Origin of the sequence: Rhodococcus zopfii NBRC 100606 = JCM 9919 (assembly GCF_001895025.1) — a bacterium.
Taxonomy (GTDB): domain Bacteria; phylum Actinomycetota; class Actinomycetes; order Mycobacteriales; family Mycobacteriaceae; genus Rhodococcus; species Rhodococcus zopfii.
In genome coordinates this window covers 407,667-428,866 of record NZ_BCXI01000001.1, presented here as the reverse complement: position 1 = coordinate 428,866, position 21,200 = coordinate 407,667, and the positions used below count along the sequence as shown (strand labels likewise).

At 69.4% G+C, this 21,200-nt stretch carries 16 protein-coding genes; 5 read left to right on the top strand and 11 right to left on the bottom strand.

The features are described from left to right. Window positions 1–149 precede the first annotated feature (149 nt). Together RZ1_RS01890 and RZ1_RS01885 are read right to left on the bottom strand one after the other, a co-directional pair. Window positions 150–2,111, bottom strand: a complete 1,962-nt coding sequence (locus tag RZ1_RS01890; RefSeq protein WP_072808640.1) for a hydantoinase B/oxoprolinase family protein — start codon at window positions 2,109–2,111, stop codon at window positions 150–152. Beyond that, window positions 2,108–4,171: a hydantoinase/oxoprolinase family protein gene (locus RZ1_RS01885; RefSeq protein WP_072808639.1), complete on the bottom strand. Its 2,064-nt coding sequence runs from the start codon at window positions 4,169–4,171 to the stop codon at window positions 2,108–2,110. The genes RZ1_RS01890 and RZ1_RS01885 overlap by 4 nt, the downstream gene beginning before the upstream one ends. Before the next feature lie 110 nt (window positions 4,172–4,281). Between RZ1_RS01885 and RZ1_RS01880 the strand changes: the two genes are divergently transcribed. From RZ1_RS01880 to RZ1_RS31600, 3 genes are read left to right on the top strand one after another with little or no spacing between them, the layout of a single operon-like run. Next, window positions 4,282–5,841, top strand: coding sequence for a PucR family transcriptional regulator (locus tag RZ1_RS01880; protein WP_083583458.1), 1,560 nt, complete (start codon window positions 4,282–4,284; stop codon window positions 5,839–5,841). A 28-nt stretch (window positions 5,842–5,869) separates the two neighbouring features. Then, window positions 5,870–7,420, top strand: a complete 1,551-nt coding sequence (locus RZ1_RS01875; RefSeq protein WP_072808637.1) for a PucR family transcriptional regulator — start codon at window positions 5,870–5,872, stop codon at window positions 7,418–7,420. Between the two features lie 51 nt (window positions 7,421–7,471). Next, window positions 7,472–7,606, top strand: coding sequence for a hypothetical protein (locus RZ1_RS31600; protein WP_280522807.1), 135 nt, complete (start codon window positions 7,472–7,474; stop codon window positions 7,604–7,606). Window positions 7,607–7,998: 392 nt separating this feature from the next. Here RZ1_RS31600 and RZ1_RS01870 read toward each other — a convergent pair whose 3' ends face one another. Genes RZ1_RS01870 through gabT form a run of 4 tightly spaced genes read right to left on the bottom strand, consistent with a single transcriptional unit; the run spans window position 7,999 to window position 13,193 of the window. Continuing rightward, window positions 7,999–9,114: a CaiB/BaiF CoA transferase family protein gene (locus RZ1_RS01870; RefSeq protein ID WP_072808635.1), complete on the bottom strand. Its 1,116-nt coding sequence runs from the start codon at window positions 9,112–9,114 to the stop codon at window positions 7,999–8,001. Continuing rightward, a complete protein-coding gene (locus RZ1_RS01865) occupies window positions 9,111–10,577 on the bottom strand; it encodes an aldehyde dehydrogenase family protein (protein ID WP_072808634.1) in 1,467 nt (488 codons plus the stop codon). The genes RZ1_RS01870 and RZ1_RS01865 overlap by 4 nt, the downstream gene beginning before the upstream one ends. Before the next feature lie 32 nt (window positions 10,578–10,609). After that, a complete protein-coding gene (locus RZ1_RS01860; protein ID WP_072808632.1) occupies window positions 10,610–11,803 on the bottom strand; it encodes an acyl-CoA dehydrogenase family protein in 1,194 nt (397 codons plus the stop codon). Between the two features lie 31 nt (window positions 11,804–11,834). Further along, window positions 11,835–13,193, bottom strand: coding sequence for a 4-aminobutyrate--2-oxoglutarate transaminase (gene gabT, locus RZ1_RS01855; RefSeq protein ID WP_072808630.1), 1,359 nt, complete (start codon window positions 13,191–13,193; stop codon window positions 11,835–11,837). Between the two features lie 177 nt (window positions 13,194–13,370). Here gabT and RZ1_RS01850 point away from each other — a divergent pair, with 177 nt between their 5' ends. Beyond that, entirely contained in the window at window positions 13,371–16,496 is a 3,126-nt protein-coding gene (locus tag RZ1_RS01850; RefSeq protein ID WP_072808791.1) for an NAD-glutamate dehydrogenase domain-containing protein, read from the top strand. A 367-nt stretch (window positions 16,497–16,863) separates the two neighbouring features. On the opposite strand, the gene RZ1_RS01845 is transcribed toward RZ1_RS01850, so the two are convergent. Next, the gene (locus RZ1_RS01845) at window positions 16,864–18,027 is read right to left on the bottom strand and encodes a patatin-like phospholipase family protein (protein WP_072808789.1); all 1,164 of its coding nucleotides are present in this window, start codon (window positions 18,025–18,027) and stop codon (window positions 16,864–16,866) included. A 232-nt stretch (window positions 18,028–18,259) separates the two neighbouring features. On the opposite strand from RZ1_RS01845, the gene RZ1_RS01840 reads away from it, so the two are divergent. Further along, window positions 18,260–19,078, top strand: a complete 819-nt coding sequence (locus tag RZ1_RS01840) for a class II glutamine amidotransferase (RefSeq protein ID WP_072808628.1) — start codon at window positions 18,260–18,262, stop codon at window positions 19,076–19,078. Between the two features lie 85 nt (window positions 19,079–19,163). Here the strand turns inward: RZ1_RS01840 and RZ1_RS01835 are convergent, their stop codons facing one another. From RZ1_RS01835 to RZ1_RS01820, 4 genes are all read right to left on the bottom strand, one after another. Then, on the bottom strand, window positions 19,164–19,367 hold the full coding sequence (locus RZ1_RS01835) for a cold-shock protein (protein WP_068158269.1): 204 nt from the start codon (window positions 19,365–19,367) through the stop codon (window positions 19,164–19,166). A gap of 31 nt (window positions 19,368–19,398) precedes the next feature. Next, window positions 19,399–19,761, bottom strand: a complete 363-nt coding sequence (locus tag RZ1_RS31750; protein WP_169917814.1) for a hypothetical protein — start codon at window positions 19,759–19,761, stop codon at window positions 19,399–19,401. A gap of 47 nt (window positions 19,762–19,808) precedes the next feature. Beyond that, window positions 19,809–20,408, bottom strand: a complete 600-nt coding sequence (locus RZ1_RS01825) for a TIGR03086 family metal-binding protein (RefSeq protein WP_072808624.1) — start codon at window positions 20,406–20,408, stop codon at window positions 19,809–19,811. A 221-nt stretch (window positions 20,409–20,629) separates the two neighbouring features. Continuing rightward, window positions 20,630–21,190 (bottom strand): B-4DMT family transporter, encoded by a 561-nt coding sequence (locus RZ1_RS01820; RefSeq protein ID WP_072808622.1) that lies wholly within the window; start codon window positions 21,188–21,190, stop codon window positions 20,630–20,632. Between the last annotated feature and the right edge of the window lie 10 nt (window positions 21,191–21,200).

Sequence of the window (21,200 nt, the reverse complement as noted above, 5' to 3'; positions counted from 1 at the left end):
GGCCGCCTCTCGAGGGGAGGGAATCCGAACCGGCGCAGGGGTGCACGACCGCCCGCGATACCGGGTGGGAGGTTCGGTCGGAGAGTGTTCGGGAAGGAGTGAAGCGGAAACCGAAGCGGGGCAGCGAGTTCGCTGCCCCGCCCTCACGGTCAGGACCAGTGCGCGACGGACCGGGTCAGCAGGAGATCGCGGAACTGGGCGGTGGTGGTGGGCAGCAACTCGCCGGTACCCCAGTCGACGATCACGCCGTAGCGACGCACGAGGTCGAGCACGGACAGCTCACCACTGCGGTAGCGGACGGCGACGGATTCGGGATCCTCGGCGAGCCAACCCTCGCGAGACACGCGGATCTTCGCGCGGAGGCGCTCGGTGGCGTCGTCGTCGAGTTCGTAACGGTCGATCTCGGGATCCACCGGTACGACGACGACGCCGTAGTCCAGGGCGGCGCGTTCGACGGAGACATACCCGTCGATCACGTCCTCGAGCACGGACTCCGGGACCCGCCGCAGCGGATCCCCGTAGCCACCGCCACCGGCCGACGGCCGCTCGAAGGAATCCCCGGACTGGACCGGCACATTCGAGAACACGGAACCGAGAAAGCGCTCTTCAGGGGTGCCGCGGTTGAGCCAGACGCCGTGCGGGATGGAGGGGAGGCCGCCCTCGATGCCCCACGTGACCGAGCGGGAACGGTCGCAGCAGTAGGACATCACGCTGTTGTCGCTGTCGGTGAGGACACCGCCCTTGGACAGTCCGCACCCGCCGCGGTATTCGCCCGGTCCACCGGAATCGGTGATGATGGCATGTTCGGTCGTGAGGACGGGGGTCAGCCGTTCCTGTCCCTCGCACGGTTGCACGGCCAGGCCGATGCCGAACACCGGTGCGGTGGCGCTCGAGCCGTCCTTCGAGCTGCGGCCGCCCCAGCCGCCGGCCATCCAGTCGTACCACATGAAGAACGAGCGATCCTCGGTGCGGGCGTCGCGGCCGCCGACGAGCAGGTACTCGAGGTTGAACGAGCAGGCGATGGCGCGGGACGGCACGACCTTCGACCACAGTTCGAAGATCGCGTTCATGATCTTCTCGTAGGGGCCGGAACAGAACCCGGTCACCGCGTGCGGCCAGCCTGCATTGACGACGGTGCCCTCCGGTCCGAGGTCGGTGCGGATCGCGTTGTAGAGGCCCGAGTTCAGCGGGACGTCGGGGAAGAAGGACTTGGTGCCGGCCACGATCCCGGAGAACGCGGTGCCGTAGCCGCTGTTGAGGAAGCTGGCGACGGCCGGTGCGCTGCCCGTCAGGTCGTAGCTGAGCTGGTCACCCTCGATCGTCATGGTCACCCGGATCGGGACGAGACCCTCAGGACGAGCGGGATCGGAATCGAGGTAGTCCTCGGTGGTCCAGGTGCCGTCCGGCAGGTCGGCGACCCGGCTGCGCACGATCCGCTCGACGTAGTCCTGGACCTCGCGCATCGCGCCGGTGACTGTGTCGCGACCGTATTTGCCTACCAACCGATGGATTTCGCGTTCGCACACGCCCGTCGCCTCGGCCTGGGCGTGTAGGTCACCCATGCTGATCTCCGGCGAGCGGGTGTTCGCGACGAGCAGTTTCGCGACGTCGGCGAGGAATCGGCCCTCGTGCCACACCCGGACCGGCGTGATTCGCAGGCCCTCACCGAAATGTTCGGTGGCGGTCACGTCGAACGATCCCGGCACGCTGCCGCCGATGTCGGCCCAGTGCCCCTTGTTCTGCGCGAAGGCGATGAGGACCCCGTCCGCGAAGATCGGCCGGACGAAGCTGACGTCGTTGAGGTGGGTGCCGCCCCGGTAGGGGTCGTTGACCATGAAGATGTCGCCGGGGTTGATGTCGGAGCCGAATTCCTCCAGCACGGCCTTGCATTGGAAGTGGAGGGTGCCGACGTGGACGGCGATGTCCTGGCTGCCCTGCATCACCGTATTGCCTTCGGCGTCGCAGAGTGCGGAGGAAAAGTCCCGCGAGTAGATGACGAACGAGTAGCAGGTGCGCAGGATCTGCTCGGACATCAGGTCGACCGAGGTGGCGAACGCGTTCTTGAGAACCTCGAACGTGACCGGATCGAGGGTGGGGGACGTGGTGGTCATCGGGTCTCCTGGATGTCGATACGGATATTCGCCCACTCGTCGATCGTGGCGGTGGTCCCCGGGGGGACGACGGTGGTGGAGTCGAGCTGGGTGATCACGGCAGGGCCGGGGATCCGCGCACCGAATTCCAGTGTGCCGCGGTCGAAGACGGGTGTATCGAGCCGGCCGCGTGCTTCGTCGAAGTAGACGTGGCGCCGTTCCACGGGCGTCGGCTCACCAGTGCTGGGTTCGGAGGTTCGCGGGAAGTTCGGTTTCGGTGTGGTGCCCACCGCGCGCAGGCCGATCTGGTAGATCTCCACGGGCGTGTTGTCACGCCGGAACGAGTAGTCCCGTTCGTGCTCCTCGTGGAACCGCTCGACTGCCTCCGTCAGGAAGCCGGGACCGCTGCCGGCGGTGACGGTGAGCGAACGCCACTGCCCCGCATAGCGCATGCTGATGTGACGGTCGAGGACCATTCGCTCGGGTGGGACCCCCTCGTGGCGAAGACGCTGCGTGCCCTCCTGTTCGAGGCGAAGGAACTCGCATTCGAGCGCGGTGGTGTCGACCTCGTCGACTCGGCCCTGGAACATCGCCGACAGGTCGTGCCGGATGTCGACGAGAAGGCAGCCCTGCGCCGAGGTGATACCCGGGTGGGGTGGCACCACAACGGTCGGAATGGACAGTTCCTTCGCCAGGGCCGCGCCGTGCAGGGCGCCCGCCCCACCGCACACGACGAGGACGAAGTCACGCGGATCGTAGCCGCGGCGAATCGACAACAGCCGCACCGCATCCGCCATGTTCGCGTTGGCCACCTGGATGATGTTGCTCGCCGCGGTGTCGGCGTCGAGGCCGAGAGGTCCGGCCACGCTCTGTTTGATCGCGTTCTCGGCGGCCGCCACGTCCAGGGTGAGTCCGCCGCCGATGAGGGCGGTGCCCAGCCGGCCGAGCAGCACGTTCGCGTCGGTGTTGGTCGGCTCGGAGCCGCCGCGCAGGTAGCAGGCCGGGCCGGGGGAGGCGCCGGCGGACTGCGGCCCGTTGCGCAGCGAGCCCGCCTCGTCCAGCCAGGCCAGCGATCCGCCGCCCGCACCGATCGTGAGCACCTCGATGCTGGGGAACGAGATGGGGAAGCCGTACTCGACCTGCCACTGCTTGGTGGTGCGGACCTCGCCGTCGTAGACGAGCGAGATGTCGGTGCTGGTACCTCCCATGTCCAGGCCGATCGCATTGGGGTATCCGCAGCGGGTCGCGATGTCGGCCACGGCGATCGCGCCGGCGGCGATGCCGGAAGCGGCGAGGCGGACGGGGAACTTTTCCACCATCGCGGGAGTCATGGAACCGCCGCCGGAATGGAGCAGGAGCAGGTCGCCCTCGTACCCGTCGGTGCGCAACTGCGCTTCGAGCCGGTTGACGTATCCGCTGACCAGCGGCGCGAGCACGGCGTTCGCGACGGTGGTGGAGGCGCGGTCGTACTCGAAGATCTCGGGGAGGATCTCGCTCGAGGTCGAAACAGTGACGTCGGGAATTTCGGCCTCGAGCAGCGCCCGGACGCGCTGTTCGTGGGTGTTGTCGACGTAGCTGTTGATCAGGCAGACCGCGACGGTCTTGATGTTCTTGCGGCGGAGGACCCGGGCGAGTTCGCGGACTTCGGTCTCGTCGAGCGGGGTGACGATCTCGCCGGCGTAGTCGATGCGCTCGGTGACCTCGTACCGGTCCCGGCGACGGATGTAGGGGGTGCCGACGTCGACGTACGTGTCCCAGAGCTCGTCCTTGGTGCCGTCGCGAATCTCGAGCACGTCGCGGAACCCGCGGGTAGTCACCAGCGCCGCGGGTGGGAAGTTGCGGGTGATGAGCGCATTGGTCGCGACCGTGGTGCCGTGGGAGAACAGACTCACCTCGGTGAGATCGATGCCCGCGGTGCGCACGCCGTCCATCACGGCTCGCATCGGGTCGTCCGGGGTCGAGGGAACCTTCGCGATGCGGGTGGTCGAAGCGCTCTCGTCGAAGATGCACACGTCTGTGAAGGTGCCGCCGACGTCCACGGCGACGCGAAGGTGAGGACTGCGAGATGTGATCATCGTCATACTCCTGTTTTGGGTGTGACCCAGTATTCGGCCTGGTCGGCACCCCATCAATTGGAGATAGTGAATTGAGTTGCCCCAATCGTTGGAGTTTTGCACATCCGAGGGAGAAGATGGCGAACCTGCTTCCGGACCGATTCCGGCTCGTCGACCTGCTGCTCGAACCCGCCCTCGAGCTCCGGCTCGTGACCGATGCCGACCCGAATGTGGAGATCACCGGGGCACACCCGATCGAGATCGAGAACCCGACCCGGTGGCTGCCTCCGGGATCGATGATGCTCACCACCGGCTCGCGGTTTCCTGCCCTCGCGGATCCGCAGCAGGCCTGCCGTGAACTGATCCGCGAACTCGTCGGGGCCGGTATCACCGCGCTCGGGTACGGCCTCGGAGTCATCACCGGTGACATCCCCCGCCCTCTGCTCGACGAGGCCGAACGCCACCGGTTCGCCGTGGTGTCGATCCCGCCGGAACTGCCGTTCATGGATGTGGTCGGACACGTCAACGCGGCGGTGCGGACGCAGGACTCGATGCTGCTGCGCCGCACGCTGCAGATGCAGAACCATCTGCTCGAAGCGATGACAGCCGAAGCGCCCGAGGTCGACCTCGTGGCCCGTCTCGCCGGGCTGCTTCGCAGCAGTGTGATCCTCTACAACGAGGTCGGCGACGTCGCCGCCTCGGCGGGTGGGGCGCCCGTGCACCTGATCCGAAACCAATTGCGCGGCCGGGACGGTCGGCTGATGTTCCGAGTCGGCCGATGGTCGGTGAGCGCGCACTCGATCACCCCGGGCGACCAGCACTACTGGCTGGTCCTCGCCTCGCGGAGCAACGAGCTCGCCGATCCGCTCACGGCACCCGCGGTCGAGGTGTCGTTGCGGCTGCTCAACACGATCGAACGCACCCGCCAGCGTGCCACCGTCGAGAACCGCGCGCGGCACGCCGCACTCGTGCGGGCACTGGCGTCGGGCAACCCGGCCGATGCCGACACCGTCCTGGATCAGCTCGAGATGCTCCGGTTCGGGCCCGAGCCCGACATGCGGATACTGGTCCTGTCCGCCACACCCGACTACGACAACCGTCGGTGGGTGTTCCGGGCCAATTCACTGCTCGACGCCGTCGAATCGGATGTGTCCGGGCTGGCCCGCGACATCGGGCTGACCCTGCTCCTCGCCCGGGACGACGGCGGCCTCGTCGGAGTGGTCCCGGCCCGGGCGGAGGCCTTCGATTCGTGGTCCGCGAACCTCCCGGAGGGACTGACGTGCGGCGTGAGCGAGCCGTTCACCGATCCCGCGCGCGGACCCGGCAAACTACGCGAGGCACGCCGGGCGCGACGGGCCGCCGGGCGGCTCGGTATGATCACCCAGCGATTCGAGGACGTCGGTCTCGCCGACTGGCTGTTGGCGGGCCGCGACCCGGAGACAGCCCTCGCCCGCGCTGCCGCGCTCCTGGCCCCCCTGCTCGACGGCCACGACGACCTGGTCGACTTCCTCGTGCTGCACCTGGCCCGGGAACTGGACGTGGGGCGCACTGCGCGGGAGTTGAATCTGCATCCGAATACCGTGCGGCACCGGGTGAAGCGGGTCGAGGACCTGCTGGGCCGGTCCCTACGCTCACCCCGGGACGTCACGGACATCCAGCTGGCACTCGAAGTTCTCGCCGACCGGCCCACCTCCTAGCCGCCCAGTGCGGGAAAGGAACGTCATCATGGCCATCACCGTGCGTCGACTCACGACGCTGCCGGAGTTGGGGCTCACCCTCGTTGCCGGTCGCGACGGTGCCGACCGAGTCATCGAATGGGCGCATCCGATCGAGCTTCCCGATCCCACTCCGTGGCTTTCGGGAGGAGAACTCGTCATGACCACCGGGCTGGAGATCGGTGCCGGTGCCGACGACCAGTTCACCTATCTCCAAGGCCTGGTCGGTGCCGGTTGCGTGGCCTTGGCGTTCGACACCGGCACCCGGTTCGACCGCGTGCCGGACGGTCTTCGGGCAGCCGGCGACGCCCTCGGATTCCCGGTACTCGCCGTGCCCGCCTCGACCCCCTTCGTCGCCATCACCCGCGCGGTCATCGACGAACTGACAGCCGATCAGGTTCGGGCGGTGCAGCGGGTCGTCGATCAGCAGGAGCGACTGGCCCGCGCCACCCTGCGCGGCGGCGTGCCCGCGGTGGTGACCACGCTCGGCCAGGCACTGGCCGGCGTCGTCGCCGTCGTCGACCCGGACGATCGTGTCCTCGCCGAGTACGGGTCGGACACGACCCGGGCGATCGGGCATGCCCGCGCGGTATCGGAGTCGGCGTCCCGATCGCCGCGACGTCGGCAGATGAGCAAGGTGCTGGTGGACGACGGCGGCCACTACACCGTTCAGAGCATCGCCGCCGCACCGGACGTCTACGGATACCTGGCCGTCGGCACCGCGGAACCGCTCCCGCCGGCCGACCGTCTGCTCCTCGCCCACGCAGTGTCGCTGATCTCCATCGAGCTGGGGAAGCCCGCGAAGGTACAGAGCGCGGAGCAGCGGCTGCGGGCCGTCGTCACCCGGACGCTCTTCGACGCGCCCGAACGCATGGACGCCGGCCTGCTCCGATACTTCGGATTGGAACCGACCGACACGGTCGCGGTCGCCGTGCTGACCGAGGTCGGTCCGCTGCTGCCGGCGGAACGGCAGGTCGGCTCGGCCCTCGCCACGGAGGCGGTCCCATACCTGGCGGCCTCGGTCGGTGCGGATGTCGCAGTGGTGCTGCCGGCCGACCGGGCGCGCGAGATCGCGACCCGGGTCCAGCACCGCGTCCGCGCGCAGCTCAGCCGCCCGGTCCGGTGCGGGCTGGGCGGGCCGTGCGCCGTGATGGACGCGAAAAATAGTGTCCACCAAGCACTCTCGGCGGCTCGTGCGGCGCGGGGCGGGGACACGGTACCGGTGGTGTTCGCCGAGTTGGGCACCTTCTCCGTGTTGCTGGGCATGCAGGATCCGGACGCGCTGCAGGCCATCGCCCGCTCCGGACTCGAGGCGCTCGATGCCTACGACGAGAAGCGCGGGGGGAGTGGAGGACTGGTCGAGACGCTGGCCGCGTACCTCGAGCACAACGCTCAGGCCGAGAGTGCCGCCGTCGCGCTGGGCATCCACCGGCACACCCTGCGGAACCGGCTCGCCCGTATTGCCGAGCTGACCGGCCGCGATCTCGACTCGATCCACACCCGGGTGGAGTGGTGGCTGGCCGTCAAGGCTCGGGAGATGCTGGACCGCCAGGAGGAATAGTGGCGCAGGCGGGTTCGACCGTAATCACCGACGCCGAAATTCGCGCGGTTCGTGACGGTGACCGCGAACGGCCGGCGACCGGACACTGCGTCGCTCGAACGAGCGCGGATGATCGTCGGCTTCGGCACGGTCCAGGGCTTCCCGCTCGATCGGTTCCCCGCTCGGCTGGTCATGCTGGTGGAGTGAATGATCCTGTAGGCCAACATCTTCGGAAACGAGCCGATGGCAGCCAGGGTTGTGGCGAATCTGTTGTCCGGAGCGTCTGTTGTCCCGAACGGCGATCACCGTCGCTCTCACCGTGACCACCTTCGTCCGGTACAGCTGCACGGTCGCCGAGATTGTGCTGTAGGAACCAGCTGCCGCCGACGGCCTGCACGGCAAGGCCGTCGGGTTCATGGACCTGTCGGCATCGGTGACGCTTCTGGACGTCGTCGGCATCGAGTCCCCGCAGCCACCGTTCCGGCACACGAGGTTCGCGCCGTCGTGCATCCTTGATCCGACACGGTCCCGCCCCCGTGCGACGCCCGTCCCGCCGCGGCCGGGCGCGACGGGACGGGCACTCCTCCAGGCCTCTCCGGTCAGTCCGCGGCTCCACCCAGGGGTGGCGGAGCCGACCGGTACCGGACCGGAGTCCTGGAGAAGGTCAACGGGTTTCCGACCTGTGGCGTCGAGCTTCCGGGCACCGACACCACGGCGTCGAGACCGAGACGCCGGGCGAACTCGAAGGCCTCGGCGACGTCGTTGATGGGTCCGGCCGGAACACCCACGCGGGAGAGTTCGTCGTACCAGTAGTCGGCCCCGGCGGTGGCGAGGATCGAGGTGATCTCCTCCCGCAGTTCGTCTCGGTGTGCGACGCGCAGCGGGTTGCTGCCGAACCGCGGATCGGTGGCCAGTCCCGGCGCGCCGATCGTCTCGGCGAGCCGGGTGAACTGCTTGTCGTTGCCCACCGCCAGCGCCAGCGGCCGGTCCTTGGTCGGGAACACCTCGTATGGGGCGATGCTGGGATGACGATTTCCGAGGATGCCGGGCACCACCCCGGCACCGAGGTACGCCGACCCCTGGTTGACGAGTGAGGACAGCAGCGCGGCAAGGAGATTGGTTTCGACGCGCTGCCCCTCGCCGGTGCGCTCGCGGTGGTGCAGCGCAGCGAGGATCCCGGCGAGGGCGTGCAGGCCCGTGAGCACGTCGACGACCGCGACGCCCACCTTCGTCGGCGTGCCGGCCTCGGGTCCGGTGATGCTCATGAGTCCCCCGACGGCCTGCACGAGCAGGTCGTAGCCCGGCAGGGCTGCCCCGTCGCCGCTCCCGAACCCGGTGACGGAGCAGTAGATCAGCCCCGGGTTGACGTCGAGCAGGTCGTCGTAGCCGAGGCCGAGCCGCTCCATGGTGCCCGCCCGGAAGTTCTCGACCACGATGTCCGCGCGCGCGACGAGCCGACGGGCCTCCGCCCGGCCCGGCTCCGACGCGAGGTCGAGGACCACGGAGGTCTTGTTGCGGTTCACCGAGTTGAAGTAGGTGGCCGTGCCGGCGTCGTCGTAGGGCGGTCCCCACGCCCGGGTGTCGTCGCCGGTGCCCGGACGTTCGATCTTGACGACCTCGGCGCCCATGTCCGCGAGCATCATCGTGGCGTAGGGGCCGGCGAGGACCCGGGTGAAATCGGCGACGACGATGCCGTCGAGTGCGCCCTGGCTCATGCGATCGGCCTCCCGCCGCGGAGGTAGACGGTCGTGGTGTGGGTGAAGAACTCCCGCGCCGCGCGGCCCTGTTCCTTCGGGCCGTAGCCGCTCTTCTTGGCGCCGCCGAACGGGACGTGCGGATCGGCACCGGCGGATTCGGAGTTGATGTGCAGGATGCCCACGTCCAGGTCCTCGAGCGCCCCGAGCGCGCGGGTGAGGTCCTGGGTGAACACCGCGGCCGACAATCCGTACTCGCTGTCGTCGGCGAGCGCGAACGCCGCCTCGGCGTCCGCCGCGCGGCACACGGCCAGGACGGGTCCGAACAACTCCTCCCGCCACACGTCGAGCCCGGTGCCGGGCAACTCGAGCACGGTGGGCGGCACGTAGAACCCGGCCGCGAGTTCACCGTCCTCGTACGGTCGCCCGCCGCACAGCAGGCGGGCACCCTGCCGGACCGCCTCGTCGACACCGGCCTGGATCGAGGTCCGCGCCGCGGCGTCGACCACCGGGCCCATGTGGACCTGCTCATCGAGGGGATTGCCGACGGTCCACTTGCCGATCCGGGCGACCAGTTCACCGACGAACTCGTCGGCGACGTCGTCGGTGACGATCAGCCGCGAGGTCGCCGTGCACTTCTGCCCCGACGACCGGAACGCACCGAGCAGCACCTGCTCGGCGGCGAGATCGAGGTCCGCGTCGCCGAGCACGACGGCCGCGTTCTTGCCCCCCATCTCCGCCTGCACCGGCACGCCCCGCGCGGCCCCGGCCGCCGCGAGGCTCCGACCGACCGCCGTCGAACCGGTGAAGGTCAGCGCGTCGATCCCCGGATGATCGGCGATGCCGGCGCCGACCGCCCGGCCGCCGACGACGAGGTTGAGCACGCCCGGTGGCAGGCCCGCGTCGGCGAGGGCCTGCGCGAGCCGCATCGCCAGCAGCGGCACGGTGCCCGCCGGCTTCCACACCACGGTGTTGCCGTAGGTCAGTGCCGGGGCGATCTTCCAGGCGGGGATGGCGATGGGGAAGTTGAAGGGGGTGACGACCCCCACCACGCCGACGGGTTTGCGCGCGACCAGGATCTGTTCCCCGCGCCGCGGGGAGGCGAACACCTCACCGGCCTCCCGGTCTCCCTCGCCGCCGTAGAAGCGCAGGATCTGGGCGGCGCGGAGTACCTCGGCGACGCCCTCGCCGCGCGTCTTGCCCTCCTCGCGGGCGAGTTCCGCGCCCCACTGGGGGGCGGACGATTCGACGACGGCGGCCGCCCGGGCCAGGACGGCACCGCGTTCGTGCGCCGGGGTCTTCGCCCAGTGCCGGGCCGCGGCGCGCGCGGCGGCGACGGCCCGGTCGACGTCGTCGCCGGTGGCCGCCCGGCCGTGCGCGACGGTGACGTCCGGCTCGGCGGGGCTGATGCTGGTCAGAGCCTCGGCCCCGCCGTCGAACCACTCACCGTCGATGTAGTGTTGCAGCAGAACGGGTGTCGTCATGGTGTGTCCCTTCGACGCGTCGACGGTGCGGATCAGCGGAATGCGGCGTGACCGGTCAGCGCGCGACCGATCGAGAGCAGGTGCATCTCGCTGGTGCCCTCGTAGGTCAGCACCGACTCGAGGTTGTTGGCGTGCCGCAGCGGCGAGTACTCGAGGGTGATTCCGCTGGCGCCGAGGATGGTCCGGCATTCGCGGGCGATGGCCAGGGCCTCGCGGACGTTGTTGAGCTTGCCGAGGCTGATCTGCTCGGGAGTGACCCCGGATTCGTCCTTGAGGCGGCCGAGGTGCAGCGCGAGCAGGAATCCCTTGCCGAGCTCGAGCGTCATGTCGGCCAGCTTCTCCTGGGTGAGCTGGTAGGCGGCGAGCGGACGATCGAAGACCTCGCGGGAGGCGGCGTAGTCCAATGCGGTCTCGAGGCTGTTGCGGGCCGCGCCGAGCGCGCCGAACACGATCCCGAACCGGGCCTCGTTGAGGCAGGACAGGGGAGCGCCGAGTCCGCGGGCGAGCGGCAGCTCGGCCGATGCCGGCAGGCGCACGTTGTCGAGCACCAGCTCGGAGGTCACCGACGCCCGCAGCGACAGCTTCCGGTGGATCGGGTTGGCGGTGAAGCCGGGGGTGTCGGTGGGCACGACGAACCCGCGCACACCCTCGTCGGTCTGCGCCCACACCGTGGCGACGTCCGCGAGATTGCCGTTGGTGATCCACATCTTGGTGCCGGTGAGGATCCAGTCCGACCCGTCCCGGCGGGCGCGGGTACGCATTCCCCCGGGGTTGGAACCGAAGTCGGGTTCCGTCAGGCCGAAGCACCCGATGGCGTCGCCGGAGGCGAGCCGGGGCAGCCAGTGCTCCTTCTGCTCGTCGGACCCGTAGCGGTGGATCGAGAACATCGACAGCGAGCCCTGCACCGAGACGAAGCTACGGAATCCGCTGTCGCCGGCCTCGAGTTCCAGGCAGGCCAGACCGTAGCTGACGGCGTTGGTGCCCGCGCACCCGTATCCGTGCAGGTGCATGCCGAGGACGCCGAGAGTGCCGAACTCCTTCGCCAGCTCCTTGGGCAGCGTGGCGGATTCGAACCAGTTGCCGACCTCGGGGGCGAGTCGGGTTTCGACGAATCTCCGGACGGTGGCGGCGATGTCGCGTTCGTCGGCGTCGAGCAACGCGTCGGCGCCGAGGAGTTCGAGCGGCCGCAGGGGGCCGGTCGTGCGTGCGGGTGCGGTGGTGGTCATACTCTGGTCCTCGGGAGTAGGGGAGCGGTGGTCAGAGGGCGGCGAACGCGTCGCGCAGCACCGAGAACGCCTCGGTGAGCAGCGTGTCGGAGATCGACAACGGCGGCAGGAACCGGAGCACATTCCCGAAGGTGCCGGCGGTCAGGGTGAGGACTCCGTGGGCCTGGCAGTACCGGACGATCTCCGCGACCGCCTCGCGGTTGGGGGTGGTCGTACCGGGCTCGACGAGCTCGACGGCGACCATGGCGCCGCGACCGCGGACGTCGCCGACGACCGGGTGGCGGGTGCCGATCTCGCGCAGTTCCCGCAGCATCAGCGCGCCGATCTCCTGAGCGCGGTCGAGCAGGTGCTCGGCCTCGATCGTCTCGAATACGCCGAGCGCCGCGGCACACGCGGCGGGGTTGCCGCTGTAGGTGCCGCCGATGCCGCCCGGATGGGCGCGGTCCATGATCTCGGCCCGGCCGGTGACGGCCGCGAGGGGGAATCCGCCGGCGAGTCCCTTCGCCGTGACGATCAGATCCGGCACGAGGCCCTCGTGCTCGCACGCGAACCAGGCTCCGGTGCGGGCGATTCCGGTCTGGACCTCGTCGGCGACGACGAGGATGCCGCGGTCCCGGCAGAAATCGGCGATGCGCCGCAGGAATCCGTCGGCGGGAACGATGAACCCGCCTTCGCCCTGGATGGGTTCGACGACGACGCACGCCACCTGGTCCGCACCGATCTGAGCGTCGACGAGCAACCGGAACTGCTCGAACGCCTCGTCCGCGGCGCGGTCGGGCCCACCCGACCACCGGTAGGGGTAGGCCATCGGGGCGCGGTAGACCTCCGGGGCGAACGGACCGAAGGAGTGCTTGTAGGGCTGATTCTTCGCCGTCATGGTCATCGTCATCAGCGTCCGGCCGTGGAAGGCGTGGTCGAACGTGACCACGGCGGACCGGCCGGTCGCTGCGCGGGCGTACTTCACGGCGTTCTCGACGGCCTCGCTGCCGGTGTTGAACAGGGCTGTGCGCTTGGCGTGGGTGCCGGGAGTCAGCCGGTTGAGGGCCTCGGCGACCTCGATGTACGGCTCGTAGGGGGTGGCGAGGAAACAGGTGTGGGTGAACTGCTGCAGCTGCGCGGTGGCGCGTTCGACCACCCGAGGGGCGGAGTTGCCGACGGTGGTGACGGCGATGCCGGAGCCGAGGTCGATGAAGGAATTCCCGTCCACGTCGACGAGCACACCCCCGCCCCCGGCGGCGGCGTAGATCTCGGCGCCACTGGCCAGGCCCGCCGGCAGTGCGGCGGCGCGGCGCCGCGCCAGCTCCCGGGACCGGGGTCCCGGGATCTCCGTCACGATGCGGCGTGCCTGCTCGAGCGTGGGCCCGCCCAGTACCTGATCCACTGCGGTCATGTTCTTCTCCGTCCGTAGGTTTCCTCGAACTGTAGGAGTGCAGAAGCCGGCCGGTGATGGACCTGAAGTACAAGTTATGGGACCTTCCTGTACACCGAACACATGTCCGTCATCGATGGCCATCCGCAGACTGGCGGCACATCACGGCTCACACCGGGTGATCGAAAGGACATGCAGATGACCGACACCGCTACCGCGCATCCGCGCGAACCGGCGCCCCCCGACGTCGCCGAGGCCGCACGGCTCCTCGCGCGCTCGCAGGATTCTCGACCGGCCCTGTTGTTCGTCGAGGAGCCCGCCGACGGTACCGCGGGTGCCGTCATGCGATGGCCGGGACGAGAGCCGCTGCTCGCCGACTCCGTCCACACCTTCGAGCATTTCGGGCTGCGGATCGACGAGCACGAACTCCTGAAGGTGGACGACGAAGACCGCCGGGTGCACCGGTTCGCTTTCGTCACGCCCCCGGACTGGGAACCGGGCTCGCCGCGCCGGGTGGCGGCGGTCTTCGACGCCCACGCGCTGGGTCACACCGTCGTCGACGGGTACTCCCGCCTCGCCGTCGTCGCCGAGGTGGGCGTGCGCGACATCGACCTGATCCGCGCCGCCGCCCGCTTCGCCCGCCAGGCGGGACTGATCATGTCGGAACGGTACGTCGTCGACACCCTCTGCCGGAACGCCCGATTCGTCGAGGCACTCGTCGCCTGCTTCGCCGCGCGCTTCGATCCGGACCGGCGCAACCGGGATACCGCCGACGCCGAATCGGCGCTTGCCGCGCGGCGCGGTGCGGCGGACAGCCTGGATGAGGACCGCATCCTGCGCAGCCTGGAGTCGTTCGTCACCGCGACCGTGCGCACCAACTGGTACCAGCGGGACGAACACGGCGCACCGAAACCGCACGGCGCGTTCATGCTCGAGTCCGGGCGCCTCGCCGATCCCGGACCGGTCGTTCCCCACCGCGAGATCTTCGTCCACTCGGACGAGATGGAGGGGATCCACGTGCGAAGCGGCACAGTCGCCCGTGGCGGGGTGCGGTTCTCGGACCGCCCGGAGGACTACCGCACCGAAGTGCTCGGCCTCATGAAGACCCAGGTGGTCAAGAATGCGCCCATCGTCCCGGTCGGCGCCAAGGGCGCGTTCGTCCGCAGACGACCGGATATCTCTCCCGCCCATGCCTATTCGACGTTCATCCGGGGAATGCTCGACCTCGTCGACAACATCGTCGAGGGACGGATCGTGCACCCGGACCGCACCGTCGTCCACGCAGGGGACGACGCCTACCTGGTGGTGGCCGCGGACAAGGGCACCGCCCGGTTCTCCGACCTGGCGAACTCCATCGCGGCGGAGTACGACTACTGGCTCGGCGACGCCTTCGCTTCGGGCGGATCGAGCGGCTACGACCACAAGGCGATGGGCATCACCGCGCGCGGCGCATGGGTTGCGGTCCGTGAGCACTTCGCCGACCTCGGTCTCGACGTGGACACCACCGAGGTGACGGCGGTGGGAATCGGCGACATGTCCGGTGACGTCTTCGGCAACGGGATGCTGCTCTCCCCGCACCTGCGCCTCGTCGGTGCCTTCGACCACCGGCACATCTTCCTCGACCCCGACCCGGATACGGCCCGTGCCTACGCGGAGCGTCGTCGGCTGTTCGAGCTCTCCGGATCGAGCTGGGACGACTTCGACCGCGACGTCCTCTCCGTCGGAGGAGGCGTGTGGCCACGTTCCGCGAAGTCGGTGATCGTCCCGGAACCGGCACGGCGGCTGCTCGGACTGTCCCACCCGACCACCACCCCGGACGAGTTGATCAAGGCGCTGCTGACGGCGCCGGTGGATCTGCTCTGGAACGGCGGTGTCGGCACCTACGTCAAGGCCTCCTCCGAAAGTCACACGGACGCAGCCGATCCGGCAAACGACCCCGTCCGTGTCGACGCCGCGCAGCTGCGGTGTCGTGTCGTCGGCGAGGGCGGCAACCTCGGTTTGACGCAGCGTGCGCGCGTCGAGTTCGCGGCCGCGGGCGGCCACGTCAATGCCGACTTCATCGACAACGCGGCCGGCGTGGCCACCTCCGACGCCGAGGTGAATCTGAAGATCGCCCTCGAATCCGCACGGCGCCGCGGACGTCTGACCCTCGCCGAGCGCGACCGGCTGCTGGCCGACGCCAGGGACGAGGTGGCCCGGACGGTGCTCCGCACGAGCCGGGATCAGTCGGTGGCGCTCGGGCTCGCCGGCTCGCGCGCAACCCGGTTGCTCGCCAGACACGAACGGCTCATCGTCCACCTCGAGACCGGCGGGATCCGGCGCAGCACCGAGGTGCTGCCCACCGTGCAGGAACTGGCGGCGCGGGCCGGCGCCGGTCGCGGGTTGACCAGGCCGGAGATCGCGGCACTGCTCGCGCGATCGAAGAACGTCGTGTGCCGGGACCTACTCGACTCCGACGTGCCCGACGACCCCGTCTTCGCCGCCGTCGCCCGCGAATACTTCCCCGCCGGCATGCGCGACCTGCTGCGGGACGAGATCCGGGACCATCCCCTGCGCCGCGAGATCGTCGCCACCCGGATCGCCTCCGATCTCGTCGATCACGTCGGCCCCGGGATGATCTATCAGCTCGAGGAACGGCTCGGGGTACGCACACCGGCGGTCGCCCGTGCCTACGCGGTGATCCGGGCGGTGTTCGACACCGACCGGCTGTGGGCCGAGGCGCGGGACAGTGCCGACTCCGGTGCCGCCCGGTGGGATCGGCTCGGTGCCGTGCAAGGGTTCGTCGAGCATGCGGTCTCGTGGATTCTGCGGCTGCGACCGTCGCTCGATGTGACCGACGAGATCATGCGGCTGCGTGCCGGGATCGAGGACCTGGTCGAGGACATCGCGGCGGAACCGGACTTCCGGTTCCTCGGCGAGTGCCCGGCGCTGGTCGACACCGCAATTACGCTGGATTGTCCGGCGCGCATCGTCGCCCGGGTGCACGCGGCCACGGGTTCGCTGCTCGGAATCGACGGATTGTCGCCGGACCTGGCCACCGGGCACCACAGTTGGTGGGACAACGCGGCGCTCGCAACCGCGCGTGACGACCTCGCCGAACGCCACCACGGCCTCGTCGCCGCCATCCTGCGCCGGGACCGCGGCCCTCACGCACCGGCGGCCGTCGACGAGGTCCTGGCGCGGTGGCAGCAGCGAGTCCCGGATTCGATCGACCGGGTGACGCGCCTGACCGCCGAACTGCGTGAGGACGCGCTCGTCGACCTGCCGCGGGCGTGCACGCTCGGCGCGGAATTGCGCCTGCTCGTGCGCGCGACGGAGCGGTGACCGCGTGGTGCCCTTTCGAGCAGATCCGAAAGGGCACCACGGTCCCCCGGGCGGTCGTCAGTGCGGATGGTCCGCGTCGGCGTCGGCGTCGGCGTATCGCGGTCGGTCGGTAGACCTGGATGGTGACGCCGTTCGGGTGGTTCGAGAGTCGAGGAGTTCGAGCGCGCGCCCGATCCGTGGACCTGTAACTCACCGTCGTCCGCTGCCGTCAGTTCTTCGATGGCCGCCGCGGCGATCCTCGTCCGGCCCGCCGAGTCCCTGCATCACCCCGCCGACGGAGACGGCGGTGACGGTGGCCGGTTTCATGGTCGAGGTCCATCGATGGATTCGCTGGTCTGCCGACATCGACTTGATCGGGACGGCGGACTCATCGTTCGCGTCCCGCCGGTCGTGGACTGGGTGACAAATACTGTGGGGTGCAACGGCTGCCGAACTCCGCGGCGGGCGCGGTGAATCTCGAGTCGAACATCGTGTAGCTCAGCAGTTCGCGGTGACCGGGTACTCCGTCGCTCATCAGCCGTAGCAGCGTCGTCTCCATCGGATTTCGCACACGGTGCAGAAATCCGAGCATGCCGTCGAACGCCTCCTCCGCGAGACGGTCGATCTCGACAGTCTCCGCCAGGGCCGGGCCGGCGAACACGGCCTCGACCGGTGTGTAGCCGTCCATGTCATTGCGGGTACGGAGCGTCCACAGGTCGTCGACCATGCGGTCCGTGAGAATTGCGCGCAGCGACAAGGCCGTGGTGCCGAGAACGTCGGGCGGAGTCGCAGGCAGCGTCGATACGGCCGGCGGCGGCAAACGTTCCTGCGGGTGGGACGCGACCACCCCGATCCTGGTGGCTTCGAACTCGAGCGCCGGTTTGATGGGGGTGTTGAGCAACAGACCGCCGTCGATGTACCACCCCGCATACTCGTCGTTCTTCTCGTCGGTGATCCGAATCGGTTGGAACAGAATCGGGATCGCTGCCGAGGCGAGGAGATGGTCGATCGTGAGAGCGGTCGAGACGTAGCTGATGTTGCGGTGTGCGTCGTAGCCGGGAAGACGCACGTCGTCGTTGTGCTCGACGAACACCACGGTGCCGCCCGTGGCCAGCGAGGTCGCGGTGACGGCTATCGCTCGGACCTTGCCGGTGCGGACGTTCTCGTGTAGCTGATCCCAGGGGACCAGGGCGTCGAGCGTGGCCCGCATCGGAGACGTGTCGAGAAGCCCGGCGGGTGGAGGAACCGGAAGCCCGATCAGCCTGGCGAGGGTCGCTCCGCCCGTCCGCAGCAGGCTACCGACCGGTGAGAACACGCCTGTCAACGACGCGTCGCTCCACGCCGCCACCACCTCCTCGGCCGCCTTCTCGGCGCCGAGGTGGGCATAGGCCGCCAATCCCGCCACGTTCAGGGCCCCGGCGCTGGTCCCGACCAGAATCTGCGGGATCGCGTCGCCGGCCAGGAGCGCGGGAAGCAGGGCCCGGACAGCCCCCGCCTCGTAGGCGCCTCGTGCGCCGGCGCCGGACACAACCAGGGCAGTGCGATTCGTCATGTTGCCGAACCCCCGATCGTCGACTCTGTCCATTAGGCGCGCGGTCGGCGGGAATTCGCGGGGGAGTCTCGCAATACGTTGCGGAAGAGTGGGTTCGGGGCCTCGGGGGCTCCCGTTCTTGCCGAGCGAATGTACCGCTCGGCTCCTCACAGATCGACGGAATGTACCGTCCGCTCGGAAAACGGGGGGTCGCGCGCTCCGATCTGTTTCAATGAGAACCGTGTGCAGATGGATGGCATACGCCGGCGCGCGGATCCTCGCCGAGGATCTGCTGTTCCGTCCGATGCACTCGCTCATCGACCAGAGCCTTCATTCGAAGCTCGGCGCCACCACCACGAACGGCGACGGTTTCGGTATCGGCTGGTACGGGGAAGGACCGCGACCGGCGCTGTTCAAGAGCATCGAACCCGCCTGGAACGACCGCAACCTACGGGAGCTGGCTACCCAGATCCGCAGCGGGATGCTGTTTGCGCACGTGCGCGCGTCGACGGGCTCGCCGGTTCAGCGCAGCAACTGCCATCCGTTCCGGCACGGCAACTGGTTGTGGATGCACAACGGCGCGGTCGACAGCTATCCGACGATCAAGCGGGATCTGCTGCTCGCGGTGGACGCTGCGCTGTACCCGGAGATCCTGGGGTCGACGGACTCGGAGGCGCTGTTCTTCCTCGCCCTGACATTCGGCCTGACCGACGACCCGGTCGCCGCCGTCGCCCGCGCGGTCGGATTCGTCGAAGACGTCGCGCGCGCACACGGCATCGAGAATCCGGTGCAGATGACGGTCGCGACGTCGGATGGAACGTCGCTGTGGTTCTTCCGATATTCCAGCGAAACGCTGTCGCGGTCGCTGTTCTACTCCACCGACATGACTGCGCTCCGCGCCTTGCACCCGGAGGTGGAAGTTCTCGCCGAGCTCGGGCCGAAAGCCCGCTTGGTGGTGTCGGAGCCGCTGCGCGACCTGACTGGGGCCTGGAACGAGGTGCCCGAATCCAGTGCGGGAGTGGTCGGACCTTACGGGGCCGAGATCCTGCCGTTCGTGCCGGTCGTCCCGTAGAGCCGCGCCGCGACGACGCGGACCCGACGACCGGCGGGGCGCACCCCACGCGGGATGCGCCCCGATTTCGGCTTTCGTAAACCGGTCAGAGGGCGCGGACCTGCTGGGCCTGCGGCCCCTTCTGCCCCTGCCCGACCTCGAATTCCACTCGCTGGTTCTCTTCCAGCGAGCGGTAGCCGCTGCCCTGAATCTCGGAGAAGTGGACGAACAGGTCGGCGCCCCCGTCATCGGGAGCGATGAATCCGAAACCCTTTTCGCTGTTGAACCACTTCACGGTGCCCTGCGCCATCTTGCCCAACTTCCTGTTCGGGAGCCGAACGTCACGTCGACGTCACGATCTCCACAATCGATCGTGCCACCCCGACGCCGCGTACACACGGTGTAGCGCCGTCGACACGGCATTCGGGTGGCGCCGGGCCTACGACGAGGTGCGGTGGCCTTCGACGCTGCGTCGGGTTCGAGATCGCCGTCGTCGGCGAAGACGAGCCGGCGTCGTCGAGCGCGACCGCCCACCGACGCACGGGAGCCCAGTCGCGGCCGAGATCGTCGGCGACCAGGGCGACGGCCTGGCCGTAGTCCGCCACGATCGCACCGCGTTCCGGTGCCGCGTGGCCGGAGCCGGTTCGCATCGTCACCCGCGCGCCCACGGCGAGCGCGCCCGAGTTCTTCGTCATAGCGCTCATGGCGATCGATTGTGACATCACACAAGGCGCGAAGCGGCTCGGACGTCTCATCCGGCGTCGCGCGGTGGCGTCCAGGACGGGTTGCGCCCGGTCATGCCGACGAGACGATCCAACGCGGGCGCATCGGCCGGGACGGTGACCACGGGACCGAACAGACCGCCCTCGGCGCGCTGTTCCGGGGTGACGGTGGCCGCGAACGCTGTGCAGGCGGCCACCGACGCGTCGTCGCAGGGGTAGGGCAGGCCGGCGGCGGCCGCGAGGTCCCATCCGTGAATCACCAGCTCGTCGAGCGCGATCAGTCCCGCGATCCGCCCCGGCAGTTCCACACCGCCGGCCTGCGTGGTCCCGGTCCACGCGGCGGGATCGTGCCAGGCCTGGGCCAGGGCAGCAACCTGCGCGGGGATCCGCGTGCGCCAGTCGTCACCGAGGTTGGCGGCGGACGGTGCCGGCGGCCGGGCGGTGGTCTCACCGAGTTCCTTGGTTGCCGCGGCGGTGAATGCGACGCACAGGCCGCCGACGTGGTCGAGCAGGTCGCCGAGCGTGGCGTCCCGGCACGGCGTCCGGGCGGTGAGCTGATCGTCGCGGATCCCGGCGATCACGTCGGCCATCGTGCGGGCGGCGGGATCGAGATCGAGCATTTCGGTCATCGGGGGCACCTCGGTTCTCGGATCGGTGGAGTCGACACGAGGACAGACCCGTTTCGATCTCGAAACTGAGCGTTCACCCGCCGGGTGAAGGGTCGGCCCGTCACGCGGAGGGGCGGATGACGACCGACATCGGGGTGGCCGCTGGACGGCGGTCGACAGACGACGTGGCCGCCGCGACCACGATGGTCGCGGCGGCCGCGGAAGTGGAGGCCCGCCGGTTGTCAGCGCCTGTCGTCGCGTTGCGGGTCGACAGCGGGGAACACCTCGGTGGGGGAGTCGTCGCTGCTCCACGCCGTGTTCGCCCCGGCCGCGGCGCCCACCGGCACCGGGGCCGGGGCGGGTTGCTCGACCGGTTTCGCCTGCTCGCGGCGCACCAGGAAACGACCTACGGTGACGGCGAGCATGGCCGGCAGGAACACCAGAAGCACGGTGAACGCCGCCCCGGAGGTGATCTCGAAGAACAGCGACTTGACGCCGACCGGGATCGGGGTGATCGCATCGACGAGCCACGTGAGGAATCCGCCGAGCAGACCTGCGACCGCGCCGGCCTTCAGCCACAGCATCGTCAGGTCCGCGCCGCGATCCGGATCCGGATTCGCCCGACGATCGCGGATTCCGTCGATGCCGCCCCAGAGCAGGGCCACGAACACGACGACGAGCAGACCGCCCCACCGCAGGACCGTGCCCTGCAGGGGCCACTGGACGAGCGCTGCGCCCAGCAGGACGCGGACGAGCACATGCGTGAGAGTCAGGCCGAGCCCGCGAGTCAACCAGGGTTTCATGTATCCGAGG

Bases quoted from the DNA above. Each gene is read 5' to 3' on its own strand.
- RZ1_RS01890 (WP_072808640.1), bottom strand. From the start codon at position 2,111: ATGACCACCACGTCCCCCACCCTCGATCCGGTCACGTTCGAGGTTCTC.
- RZ1_RS01885 (WP_072808639.1), bottom strand. From the start codon at position 4,171: ATGACGATGATCACATCTCGCAGTCCTCACCTTCGCGTCGCCGTGGAC.
- RZ1_RS01880 (WP_083583458.1), top strand. From the start codon at position 4,282: ATGGCGAACCTGCTTCCGGACCGATTCCGGCTCGTCGACCTGCTGCTC.
- RZ1_RS01875 (WP_072808637.1), top strand. From the start codon at position 5,870: ATGGCCATCACCGTGCGTCGACTCACGACGCTGCCGGAGTTGGGGCTC.
- RZ1_RS01870 (WP_072808635.1), bottom strand. From the start codon at position 9,114: ATGAGCCAGGGCGCACTCGACGGCATCGTCGTCGCCGATTTCACCCGG.
- RZ1_RS01865 (WP_072808634.1), bottom strand. From the start codon at position 10,577: ATGACGACACCCGTTCTGCTGCAACACTACATCGACGGTGAGTGGTTC.
- RZ1_RS01860 (WP_072808632.1), bottom strand. From the start codon at position 11,803: ATGACCACCACCGCACCCGCACGCACGACCGGCCCCCTGCGGCCGCTC.
- gabT (WP_072808630.1), bottom strand. From the start codon at position 13,193: ATGACCGCAGTGGATCAGGTACTGGGCGGGCCCACGCTCGAGCAGGCA.
- RZ1_RS01850 (WP_072808791.1), top strand. From the start codon at position 13,371: ATGACCGACACCGCTACCGCGCATCCGCGCGAACCGGCGCCCCCCGAC.
- RZ1_RS01845 (WP_072808789.1), bottom strand. From the start codon at position 18,027: ATGACGAATCGCACTGCCCTGGTTGTGTCCGGCGCCGGCGCACGAGGC.
- RZ1_RS01840 (WP_072808628.1), top strand. From the start codon at position 18,260: ATGGCATACGCCGGCGCGCGGATCCTCGCCGAGGATCTGCTGTTCCGT.
- RZ1_RS01835 (WP_068158269.1), bottom strand. From the start codon at position 19,367: ATGGCGCAGGGCACCGTGAAGTGGTTCAACAGCGAAAAGGGTTTCGGA.
- RZ1_RS31750 (WP_169917814.1), bottom strand. From the start codon at position 19,761: ATGAGCGCTATGACGAAGAACTCGGGCGCGCTCGCCGTGGGCGCGCGG.
- RZ1_RS01825 (WP_072808624.1), bottom strand. From the start codon at position 20,408: ATGACCGAAATGCTCGATCTCGATCCCGCCGCCCGCACGATGGCCGAC.
- RZ1_RS01820 (WP_072808622.1), bottom strand. From the start codon at position 21,190: ATGAAACCCTGGTTGACTCGCGGGCTCGGCCTGACTCTCACGCATGTG.